This window comes from Streptomyces sp. NPDC057424, assembly GCF_042803315.1.
GTDB lineage: Bacteria > Actinomycetota > Actinomycetes > Streptomycetales > Streptomycetaceae > Streptomyces.
Window position 1 is genome coordinate 69,946 of record NZ_JBHVCP010000039.1, and the last position, 10,810, is coordinate 80,755.

Here is a 10,810-nt window from a genome sequence, read left to right on the forward strand (position 1 = left end):
GGGGTGGGGGGGGGGGGTGCGGGGGCGCCCCCCGCCCCGCGGGGCCCCCCCGGCGGGGCCGGGCGGGGGGGGCCCCCGCCCCCCGACAACCCGCGGCCGGCCCCACGGGGGCAGCCATTGCCGTGGCGGTGCTCCAGGAGTAGTCGGCCGATCTTCCGCTGCAAAGACCACCACGATCCATGAGATACGGAGGACCGCACCCCGATTGTTCGGAGTGCGGTCCTCGAGGGGTACTGCGGGGCAGGTGACCGCTCACTCCCGGACGGGGCGCCGGAGGTGCGGGAACCGGACCCGCCCGGCTTCGGCGGGGCCCACGTGGGCGCGGCCGTCGCCTCGGCCGGGTCGGTCTCGGCGAGGGTGAGACCCCAGGAGTCGTCCTCACCGATGCGGGCCTCGATCTCCTTGGCCTGGCCGCTCTTGGCGAAGTACAGGACCACGACCTGCCGCAGCAGTCCTGGCCGTATTCCCAGCGGGTGTTGACGTTCCGCTCGCGACGAGGTGCGCGTCGTGGCCGGTTGCCCTGGCGGCCTCCAGCCGCCCGCGCCGCACTTCGGATTGCCCTTGGTCTCGGTGGACGTCGCGCGCTGGGTGTGCAGGGTGGGCTGGGACGCCCAGCGGCTCGAGACCGAGGCCTTGCCGGCCGACCAGACCTCCCAGGGCTGGGCCCTGCGGTCGGTGTTGCCCGAATGGAGGTTCCACAGGCTGGGCTCTGCGCTGGTCACCAGGGCGTCCGCGCGCGGGGCCGTTCCCCAGGCGATGAAGGACCGTGCGGTGCTCGGGGCGCCGTTGGCGTTCTTCGTGCCCGGTTGCCCAAGTCCGGCTCGGTGTCGGTGGACCAGTCGCAGGCTTCGCCCTGCTGGACGTACGTGTCGAAGACGGTGCTGAGGACGGAGGTCGAGGGGAGGACGGTGCCGTCGGCGGCCATCGACACGGTGAACACACGCTCCCAGGTTGCGGGGGTGCGTGCGGGGGTGGGCGGCGCGGGGTCGGCCAGTGCGGTGCGGGCGGTGGTCCACTCAACGCCGCCGCGCTTCCCCTGCCCCCAAGCGCCGTACTCTGCTGCCGGACACGTCCGAACTCTATACGCTTACAGCACAGTTCGGGCATGCTGGCCGGGGGGCGGGATGGATCGCAGGGCGCTGAAACGGATCGCGCGGCGGGTGGCACGCGCCAGACGCACCGGTGACACCCGGTCCGTGCTGGAGCCGAAGGTACTGGACGAGGCTCGCAGGGTCTGGGAATCCCTCGACGGCGGCGAGAAGGATCTCCGGGCGCTGCACACACTCGGCTGGCTGCACTGGTACCGGTACGACGCCCTGCCCGCGGGCGCGGACCAGGAGGAACTGGAGTCGGTCGCGCGGGCATTCGTGCCCTGCTATCTGGGCGGGGTCGGCGACCTGCCGGACGTCCTGGTGCCGCACCTCGCCGCCGCGGCGGCGTCCGATGCGATGGAACAGCTGAACGCCGCACTGGACGAGGCCGAGGGTGTGACACCGGCCCTGGTGTCCCTGTGGCAGCGCATCGTCGCCGACCTCGGTCCCGACCACGACGACCGGCCCGGATGCCTGCTCCACCTCGGTGCCGCCCTGCGGGGGCGGGCCGTGCACACCCAGGACCCGGAGATCCTGCGCCGGGCCGTGGAGACTCTGGAAGAAGCCGTCGCCGCGGCGCCCGGCACACACTCCGCCCGGCCTGGGGCGCTGTTCAACCTGGCGCTGTGTCTGTGGCTCCGCTACGACCGCTCAGGGGCGCGGGCGGACCTGGACCGCGCCGTCGACGCGTATCACGAGGCCGTCGACCGGCTGCCGGAAGACCACCCGGACCGGCCGGTCTTCCGCCGCTTGCAGGGCACCGCACTCAACAGCCGGTACGTCGAGGACGGCCGGGCCGGGGACCTCGACGGGGCGGTGGACGCGCTGGAGGAGGCCGTACGGCTCACCGCCGACGATGACCCCGGTCTGCCGCTGCTGCTGGAGGAACTGGGCACGCTGCTGCAGACCCGCCTGAACGACCACGGTGACCTGGACAGCGGACGCAGAGCCGTCGATGTCCTCGACCGGGCGGTGCAGATCACCCCCGTCGGCGACCCCGGTCGTGCCGGACGGCTCTCCGACCATGCCCTCGCGGTGCGCATGCTGGCCTTGAGCACCGGCGACCCGGCCGATGTGCACCGCACCGTCGTAGCCTTGACCGAAGCGGTACGGGCCACCGGGGCCGACGACCCCGAACGTGCCTGGCGTCTGTCCGGCCTGGCCACCGCGCTCTGCGACCGTGCGGAGATCACCGGTTCCCAGGACGATACGGCGGCTGCCGTCAGGGCGGCCCGCGAGGCGGAGCGGCTCACCGCCGACGGCCACCCCGACCGTCTCCTCGTCCTCGGCAACCTGAGCACAATCCTTCAGTCGGCGGCCACCCGGACCGACCAGCTGCCGCAACTGGAGGAAGCCCTCGACGTGATACGGCGGGCCGCGTCGCGGGCGGATGCAGACGACCCGGACAGTGCCCTGCTCCACCACAACCTGTCCGGCGTGCTGGTCCACCGGTCTCTGGCGCTCGGTGATCCGGCCATGCTGGAGGAAGCCGTCACGATCGCGCGCCAGGTGATCCACATGGCCCCCGGCGAGCAACCGGACCGGGCGAGCCGACTGTCCGGCCTCGGCACGGCAACGCTGGCGTTCCACGCTGTCACGGGCCGGCGCGGGCTTCTGGAGGAGGCCGTCGACGCCCTGCGGGAAACCGCAGCCGCCACCCCCGAGGGGCACTTCCTGCGCGCCCAGCGGTTGTCGAATCTCGCCCTGGCTCTGTACACCCGCTACTCCCGCGGCGGCCCTCCCGACGACGGGGACGAGGCGGTGGACGCCGCACGTGAGGCGGTGCGCGCCGCACCACCCGGTCATGTGAACCTGGGGCAAATGCTGTCCAACCTCGGGGCGGCCCTCCAGGCCCGGTACACCAGGACCGGTTCCCGTGGCGATCTGAACGACGCGGTACACACCCTGCGCGACGCGGTGACGAAGACTCCGGCCGATCATCTGTACCGGGGACGGCACTTGTCCAACCTCAGCGTCGCGCTGCTGAACCGCTTCGGTATCACCGGCTCGGGCAGCGATCTCGACGACGCGGTGGCCGCGCTGCGCGAGGCGACGAGGGCCATGCCCGACGGCAACCTCGAACGTGCGCTCCACCTGTCCAACCTGGCGTACGGATTGCAGGAGTTGTCGGCGCGGTCAGATTCCCCCGCCGACCTGGACGAGGCGATCACGGCAGCGCGCGAGGCCGTGGGCACCCTCCCGGACGGCCATCCCAGCCGGGTGACCTGCCTGTCCGGGCTCGGTACGGCGCTGGGGCGGCGCTTCCAGAGGTCCGGGGCCAGGGAGGACTGCGAAGACGCCGTCGGCGCCCTCAGAGAGGCCGTCCGCATCGCTCCCGAGGACCACCCCCACCGTGCCGTGGGCCTCGCCAACTTGGGGGAGGCGCTGCACAGCCGCTTCGGCGCCTATGGTGATCCGGCGGACCTGAGCGAGTCCCTCACCCGGTACCACGAGGCCTTGGCGGTCACCCCCGAGGACGATCCCGGACGCGCCGTGCTGTACTCCAACCTGGCCCTCGCCCTCGGCGACCACGCGGACCGCTCCGGCGATCCTGCCGACCGGGAAGCCGTGTCCCAGGCCTGGCTCCGTGCCTGGGGCGCACCCACAGCGGCGGCGTCGGTCCGGCTCCGGGCCGCCCGCTCACTGATCGGACACCTCTCCGACAGCGACCCGGAACAGGCGGCGGACATCGCCGAGGCCGCCGTACTGCTGTTGCCCGAAGTCGCCCCCCGACAGCTGGAACGTGGCGACCGGCAGCGCGCCGTCAGCGAGTTCGAAGGCCTGACCGGCGCCGCCGGCGGGCTCGTCCTCGCCAGTGGCCAGGGCACCGATCAGGAACGCTCGGTTCGGACCCTGAGACTGCTGGAGACGGGACGGTCGGTTCTGCTGAGCCAAGGGCTGGAAACCCGAAGCGACCTCAGCGAACTCCGCGCCGAACACCCACTGCTGGCCGAGCGGTACGTCGAACTGCGCGAACTGCTCGACAGCCCCGCGCCCGCCTTCCCGCCGGTCATGATGACCGATCTGGGGACCGGGTCCGAGGGCCTCGCCACACCCGACCGCACCCCGCTGGCACGCGAGTTCACCGCGCTCACCGCCCATATCCGCGCCCAGCCGGGTTTCCAGCGGTTCGGCCTGCCGCCCAGCTCCGATGAACTGCTCCACACCGCCCGGACCGACTCGGTGGTCGTCATCAACCTCAGCTTCCAGCGATGCGACGCCCTTCTCCTCACCCGGGACGGCATCACCCACGTCGAACTGCCCGATCTCGTCGGAGAGATCCTGGTCGACCAGGTCATCACGTTCCGTGACGCGCTGGCCGACGGCTGGCGCGCCTCGGCCTCATCCCAGCGACGGCAGGCCCAACGGGCCATGAGCGGGGTCCTGGAGTGGCTGTGGGACGCCGTGACCGGGCCCGTCCTCGATGCTCTCGGACACGATCGCGAACCCGGACCGGACGACCCCTGGCCGCGCGTGTGGTGGGTCCCCGGCGGCCTGCTGGGGCTGCTGCCGCTGCACGCGGCCGGACACCACACCGAACCGGGGCCCGGCAGACGCACCGTCATGGACCGCGTCATCTCCTCCTACACGCCCACGGTGCGCGCGCTGGGTCACGCCCGGGAACAGGACGAACGGGCGGCCACCGGGCCATCCCGCTCCAGCCGTGGTCTCGTCGTCGCCATGCCCACCACTCCCGGGCTGCCCGACGGCAAGCTGGACCACGCCGACCAGGAGGCGGAGACGGCCCGCGCCCTGCTGCCCGGTGTCACCCTGCTGCGAGAGGACCCAGGCGCGGGGACCGCCAACCCGGCACTGCCCACCAAGGCCAACGTTCTCGCCCAGCTCACCGACTGCGCCTTCGCCCACTTCGTCTGCCATGGCCGCACCCACCCCCAGGACCCTTCCCGGAGCATGCTGCTGCTCCACGACCACGAAGCCGACCCCTTCACCGTCAGAGGCCTCGCTCCTGTCGCCCTCGACGGCGCCAAACTCGCCTACCTGTCCGCGTGCAGCACAGCCGGCGCCGACATCACCGAAGCCCTCGACGAGGCCATCCACCTGGCCTCCGCCTTCCAGCTCGCAGGATTCCCGCATGTCATCGGCACGCTGTGGGAGATCGACGACCAGATAGCCGTCACCGTCGCCCGCACCTTCTACGAGAACCTACGCACCGACAGCGGCGAACTGGACCCGGCGCGAGCCGCCCTTGCCCTCCACGCCGCGGTGCGTGCCGTTCGCGACGGAGACGACATGCCCGGCTCCTACGACCGTACCCGCGTCCCGTTCCTGTGGGCGTCCTACCTGCACGCTGGAGCCTGAACCGGAGGGCACATGACCGTCGATCCCCAGACCGAGGAAGAACTGGTGGCTGTGGGCACGGCCGCGGTGTGCGCCGACCCGGAGGCCATCCGCGCGGCCCTGCTGGAGACGTTCGCCGATGCGACGCCCCTGGACGACGCGCTGCGGGCGGTCACCACGAGGGACACCACGACACCGGCCGCACTGAACGTGCTGCACGCCGCACTCCAGGGCACCGGCGACGCCCGCGGCCTGTACGGCAGACTGCGCGCGGGCGAGCCCGGTTTCCAGCCCCCGGGCCAGCCGCGGACCGGCTCGGGCGGCGCGGCGTATTACTGCCCGGGCGACCGCTGTGCCCGCTTCTGGCTCCCCTGCCCCGGTGACATTCCCCGGTGCACCCTCACAGGCGCGCTGCTGCGCAGGAAGCCGCACTGAACACATGCTCTCCGGCTTCCTCTCCGAACTCGGCAAGAAGTTCGCCGAGCGGTGGTTCACGCTGCTCGTGCTGCCGGGCGCCCTGTACCTGGCGGTCGCGACGGCGGCCCGCACGTCGGGGCACTGCCACGCCCTGGACTTGCCGTACCTGGTCCGGCGCATCACCGACTTGGCCGCCGACCCGGTCACCGACACGCTCGGCGGCCAAGTGGTGCTGCTGGCCGGTGTACTGGGTGGCGCGGCGGTCGCCGGAGTCATCGCCCAGGCCCTCGGTGGAACCGTGGAGCGAGCGGCGCTGGCTGCGGGATGGCGGGAGCTGCCCGGCACGCGACTGCGCGGGCTGGTGCGGGGACGCGTCGACGCCCGCCGCGCCCGCTGGACCGAGGCATCCCGCGCATGGCACCGCGAGCAGGACGCGCTGGTGACCGCCAGGTCGCTGAACCGGCCGGTGGACAACACCGCCGTCCTGGCCGCGCGACAGGCCATGAACGCCATCGCCCTGGAGGCACCGGACCGGCCCACCTGGTGCGGCGACCGGATCAACGCCGTCGCGGTACGCCTGCGCCGCGACCTCCACCTGGACCTGACCATCTGCTGGCCCGCCCTGTGGCTGACCTTGCCGGACGCCGATCGCGGCGCCCTGTCCGAGGCCCGCCGGGCGCTGGAGCGCGCCACCGCTCTGGCGGCCTGGGCCATGCTCTACGCGCCGCTCGTGGTCTGGTGGTGGCCCGCACTGCCGCTGGCGGTCACCCTCGCCCTGCTGGCCCACCGCCGCACCCGAGCCGCCACTGAGGCCTACTCGCAGCTCGCCGAGGCCGTCTGCCGACTCCACCTGAGGGCACTCGCCGACCATTTGGGCCTCGACCTCGACCGCACCGCCCCGGCCCACGAACTCGGCGCGCGCGTCACAGCCCGGCTGGACCCCACGGACCCCCCGCGGCCGTGATCGAGCCCCTTTCCATCTGGGGTTGAGCTCGTGTGATGCAGGTGAGGATGGCCTGGACGAGGCTCGTGATGCGGATGGTGGAGCAACGAAGTCTGCGGAGGAGTCCGCCATGGGCAACCTCCAGACGGCACGGCGATGAAAGCGCCCCAGTGGCAGAAGTGCCGGCGGTCAGGGGACCTGCCCGCCACCGCCCGTGCCGCAGGGTGCAGCGTGGCGGCGCTGCCGTGTCCGCCGGCGAGTTGGCGGTGGAAGACGGAGAACAGCGCGGCTCCGGAGCCATCGGCCACCCGCCACTGGCCGGCGATCACCGTCCGGCTTCCGCCCAGCAGCAGGGCCTGGGTCAGGCGGGCTTCGGTGAACGGCACCGCGTCGGCGTCCTGCTCGCCGAACTCCCGGGCGAACCACAGCTCCAGCTCCAGTTCGGCCGATACGAAGGCCGTCTCGGCGCGGGAGAGGGCGTCGCCCCGCCGTACGGCTTCCCCCGCCGCGGCGACAGGCAGCCGACGGGCGCGCGGCACGTCGCTGCCCGGGGCCGCGGGTGCGCGAGCGGTGGCGAGGCCCGGTGCCCGGTGAACGCCACTGCGGTGAGCGGGTCTTGAGAGCCCGTCACGGCGAGCGTGGCCCTCGAGGCCGTGTACGCCGTGGCCATCGGACCACATCCCGCCGACGCCTTCCGCCCCGGGAAGGACGGCATCCCGCCCTGCGCGGCTCTCGCCGAGCAACCGCGGGCAGCGGGCTGTGGGCGCTGCTGCTGTTCCTCGGCGTGCCCGCCGCCGACGCCGCGGTCGTCTCCGGGAGTTCGCACCGTCGGTCGCCCCCACGGGTGAGATGAGCATCGTGACCCACTCGACGAGGGCGTGAGGCAGGTCGAGTGCGGCAGGACAGGGCACCAATAGGGCTCCCGTACCGTGGGGTTGAGACGTCGAGCACCTCCCCACAACGGGATGCCGACCCCGCCTGTCGCGGCCTTTGCTCTCACACTGAGCCTGTTCCATCCGCAGTCTGAGCTGGTCAGATGGAGGGTGAGGACGGCTTGGACGAGGCTCGTGATCCGGGTCGTCGAGCAGCGGAGCTTGCGGAGGAGCCGCCAGGATTTGAGGGTGGCGATGGCTTGCCCGACCGGTGCCCGGACCTTCGCATGGGACCGATCGACGGCCTGCGGGCCAGTGGAAAGGCTGTCCCATCGGCCACGGTAAGGGAGACGGACCGTGCCGCCTGCGCCCTGGTAGCCCTTGTCTGCCCAGCAGTTGATGCCGGCCTCGGCGAGGGCGTTGATGATGCCGTGCTCGCGTGCGGCCCGGACGGCATGGACGGTACCGGCCAGGGCCGGTGGAGCCCACAGGAGACGACCCTTCGGTCGGCTGTGACCTGCACATTCATGCCGTGCTTCTTGTGTTTGCCCGGGTAGAAGGGACGGTCGGCGGCGATCCGGTCGATCGGCGGAAGCGTCCCGTCCAGGATCGCAAACGCCTTCATCGACGCGGCCCGGACTGCTTCGGCGAGCGTGGGGGCTAGGGCAGCCAGGAGCTCGACGGCCTCGGTGACGTACCGGTAGACGGTGGTGGTGCCGACCCCGAAACCGGCCGTGAGCTGGGCATAGGGCCGGCCATTGCGGAGGTGAGCGAGGGTGAGTAGGGCCTGTCGGCCCGCGCTCAGGCGCCGCCATCGGGTGCCGAGGGTGCGGCGACGTTCCCTCAGGCGGGCGGCGAGGAAGCGGAGGTCAGAGCTGGACACGTCGACCCCGGACGAGTAGACAAGCATTCGAAGCCTCTGGTGGAGACGGTTCTCTTGGTCGAAAACCCATCTACCAGGGGCTTCACCCGTCCGTCAGGCCGACTGTCCAGCCAACGCGGGAGGCTGGAAAGGGCTCACTGCCCACGGCACCGCGTCGGTACTCACGCTGAGAATGCTCAATGAAAGGCGCCCACCGGAACAACCGGGGGAGCGCTCTTACCTCATGACCAGACGAGTCGCCCTTCGGCGACCTCACAGACCGGATGTCTTCCATCGCCGATCTTCGTCAGCATCTCCGCTACGGAGTCAAAATAGTGAGTCAGCGATTCGTAGTCGCCCGTGATCGTGATCTCACCCACGAACCACCTGCCGATACGCCCGTCCCGCACGTCGATGAACTTTCCCGTCCAGCCGTCCTGGTCCGACAGGAACGGGATCCACTCATTACGCCAGAACGTAGTGTCCGGCTGGTCCGGAGGGGCGACTCCACCAGGCATGAGGCGGCTCGCGTAGAGCTTCTCCATCTCCCGGACACCCAGAAAGAAGCTTCCCTCGTCCGGGAACCCGGCGAAGCCGCAACATGCCACATCGTCGTCCACATCTTCCTCAGGAAGATCCAGATTGTTCTGCAGCAGCCACGCCCGCAGGTCCTGGGGGAGGGAGATACCCATCCGTTTCTCGGCGGCCGCGAGCATCTGTTCCGTAGCGGGCCCAGGCAGATCCGCGTGATCGGCTGGGGCGTGCTGCCGAAGAAGACTCATCACACGGGACCAGCTCTCCACCACACTCTTTCCCCTCTGGACGGGTGCCCCCTACGACTGCGCCACTGCGGGGGTTAGCGTTCGAAGCGTCGATCCCGGGCGCCGAAGTCCCGGAGCGTGTGCGCAGAAAAGCCACGTTGCGGAGTGCTGACCGGAAGACCTCGCAGAGATGGTACTCCCGAGCAAGCCTCCTGCTCCACGTCAGTTCGCCCAGCTCATCACCGCATTGCGGCGTGAAGGCGCGGACCCGGTTCGCCAGGGTCGGCCATGGAGTCCGCCGCTGGAGGACCGGGTCCTGCTGGTCGCCGCACTGGCGCACCAACCTCGCCCTGCGCCACCGAGCCAGCGTCTCCGCGGCATAGCCGCCCCGCATCACCGTGACCGCGCCCCCCGGAGGCCGGCTCGCGACACCCGCGCTCGTCGAACGCGACGGCATCCGCGCCGCGATGGAGCGCATCCTGGCCGGAACCCCCGAACAGTCCAACGGTGCCCCGACCATCGTCGCCCTGGCCGCTGAAGCCCAAGTCCCCCCAATGCCTGTCCTCGACGTCACCTGGATCTGAAGGAACGACGTCTACGCCAGGGTCCGCGCCCGTGGGCAGACCCCCGACAGCGGGAAACGGCTGTGCCGGCAGGTCCGGCGCCTGAGGGAACTGCGAGCGGCGGACGCCGAAGAGATCGCCCACCTCAAGGCCGACGTCGAAGCACTGATCGGCGCCCTGCACCAGGTCACGACGGACAGCCCCTGCGCCAGGAACTCGCCGACCGCCCTGCCAGCGTCCGCCCCTGCCGACGCAGGCCCTGCTCGGCACACGGCAAGACCCCTGCTGTTGGCGACCGGCTGAGGTCTTCGGCCTCAGCCCGGCCCGCGCCGACGCAGGACCCCGGCGTTCGCCGAGAGCCCGACGTCGATGACCTACCATTAATCATCTATGGAAGATAATTCTTCGGAAGATGCGTGATGGCTGACCTGAAGCAGCTGTATCGGGAGCTGGTCTCGCTGGAGACCGAGCTGTGGAATGGCATCGAGGGGCGGTTGCGGGCGGAGCACGGCCTGCCGCTGACCTCGTTCGAGGTGCTCCATCTGCTGTTGCGTCGGCCCGGGCGGCGTATCCAGGACATCGCGGAGGAGTTCTCGATCACCGTGGGCGGCACGAGCAAGGTGGTCGACCGTCTGGAGTCGGCGGGTTTGTGCGAGCGGCGGGCCAACCCGAACGACCGCCGTTCCTCGGTCGTCGAGTTGACGTCCGAGGGGCGGAAGCGGGTGGACGGGGCGTTGAAGGTCTTCGAGGACGAGCTGGAGCTGCGGATCGGGTCGGTGATTTCCGAGAAGTCGGTGCGCGAGGTGACTGCGGTCCTCAGCACGCTGCGGGCGGCCGGACGGGCCCTGGACGCGGATCGGAAGGCCGCCGGGCAGACGCCGGTGCCGGGCATGCGGGCGCCGAAGCAGCCCGGCCGGCCGACGTCGTGAGCCGCGACGGCCGGCGCACTGCCCGTGGGCTGAGGGGGCGGGGCCGGGCGAGTGCTTTCGCGCGGCCCCGCCC

Annotated in this window: 7 protein-coding genes and 4 pseudogenes; 6 read left to right on the forward strand and 5 right to left on the reverse strand. The window is 71.3% G+C overall.

The features are described from left to right. Positions 1-544: 544 nt before the first annotated feature. Positions 545-910, reverse strand: a pseudogene (locus ACFU3E_RS26780) (hypothetical protein); the annotation flags it as partial. 250 nt (positions 911-1,160) lie between these two features. Between ACFU3E_RS26780 and ACFU3E_RS26785 the strand changes: the two are divergent. Together ACFU3E_RS26785 and ACFU3E_RS26790 are read left to right on the forward strand one after the other, a co-directional pair. Continuing rightward, the gene (locus tag ACFU3E_RS26785; RefSeq protein ID WP_384163260.1) at positions 1,161-5,411 is read left to right on the forward strand and encodes a CHAT domain-containing protein; all 4,251 of its coding nucleotides are present in this window, start codon (positions 1,161-1,163) and stop codon (positions 5,409-5,411) included. A 12-nt stretch (positions 5,412-5,423) separates the two neighbouring features. Next, complete coding sequence (locus ACFU3E_RS26790; protein WP_384163263.1) at positions 5,424-5,825, forward strand: hypothetical protein; 402 nt, start codon at positions 5,424-5,426, stop codon at positions 5,823-5,825. 795 nt (positions 5,826-6,620) lie between these two features. Here the strand turns inward: ACFU3E_RS26790 and ACFU3E_RS26795 are convergent. Continuing rightward, positions 6,621-7,136 carry a CHAT domain-containing protein gene (locus ACFU3E_RS26795; RefSeq protein WP_384163284.1) on the reverse strand — a complete coding sequence of 172 codons (516 nt, stop codon included), beginning with the start codon at positions 7,134-7,136 and terminating at the stop codon, positions 6,621-6,623. Here ACFU3E_RS26795 and ACFU3E_RS26800 point away from each other — a divergent pair. After that, positions 7,017-7,370 carry a hypothetical protein gene (locus ACFU3E_RS26800; protein ID WP_384163266.1) on the forward strand — a complete coding sequence of 118 codons (354 nt, stop codon included), beginning with the start codon at positions 7,017-7,019 and terminating at the stop codon, positions 7,368-7,370. The genes ACFU3E_RS26795 and ACFU3E_RS26800 overlap by 120 nt on opposite strands. A gap of 97 nt (positions 7,371-7,467) precedes the next feature. Here the strand turns inward: ACFU3E_RS26800 and ACFU3E_RS26805 are convergent. From ACFU3E_RS26805 to ACFU3E_RS26815, 3 genes and pseudogenes are all read right to left on the reverse strand, one after another. Beyond that, positions 7,468-7,664: pseudogene (locus tag ACFU3E_RS26805) on the reverse strand (IS5/IS1182 family transposase); the annotation flags it as partial. Positions 7,665-7,771: 107 nt separating this feature from the next. Next, positions 7,772-8,532: pseudogene (locus ACFU3E_RS26810) on the reverse strand (transposase family protein); the annotation flags it as partial. 194 nt (positions 8,533-8,726) lie between these two features. Then, positions 8,727-9,266, reverse strand: a complete 540-nt coding sequence (locus ACFU3E_RS26815; RefSeq protein WP_384163287.1) for an SMI1/KNR4 family protein — start codon at positions 9,264-9,266, stop codon at positions 8,727-8,729. Between the two features lie 169 nt (positions 9,267-9,435). Here ACFU3E_RS26815 and ACFU3E_RS26820 point away from each other — a divergent pair. The 3 genes and pseudogenes from ACFU3E_RS26820 to ACFU3E_RS26830 all read left to right on the forward strand — a co-directional run. Beyond that, a pseudogene (locus ACFU3E_RS26820) lies at positions 9,436-9,610 on the forward strand (IS5/IS1182 family transposase); the annotation flags it as partial. Between the two features lie 33 nt (positions 9,611-9,643). Beyond that, the gene (locus ACFU3E_RS26825; protein WP_384163269.1) at positions 9,644-9,829 is read left to right on the forward strand and encodes a hypothetical protein; all 186 of its coding nucleotides are present in this window, start codon (positions 9,644-9,646) and stop codon (positions 9,827-9,829) included. A gap of 398 nt (positions 9,830-10,227) precedes the next feature. Further along, positions 10,228-10,737, forward strand: coding sequence for a MarR family winged helix-turn-helix transcriptional regulator (locus tag ACFU3E_RS26830; RefSeq protein ID WP_384163272.1), 510 nt, complete (start codon positions 10,228-10,230; stop codon positions 10,735-10,737). Positions 10,738-10,810 lie beyond the last annotated feature (73 nt).

Excerpts from the sequence above, each read along its gene's own strand:
- ACFU3E_RS26830 (WP_384163272.1), top strand. The coding sequence starts at position 10,228 with ATGGCTGACCTGAAGCAGCTGTATCGGGAGCTGGTCTCGCTGGAGACC.
- ACFU3E_RS26815 (WP_384163287.1), bottom strand. The coding sequence starts at position 9,266 with ATGAGTCTTCTTCGGCAGCACGCCCCAGCCGATCACGCGGATCTGCCT.
- ACFU3E_RS26790 (WP_384163263.1), top strand. The coding sequence starts at position 5,424 with ATGACCGTCGATCCCCAGACCGAGGAAGAACTGGTGGCTGTGGGCACG.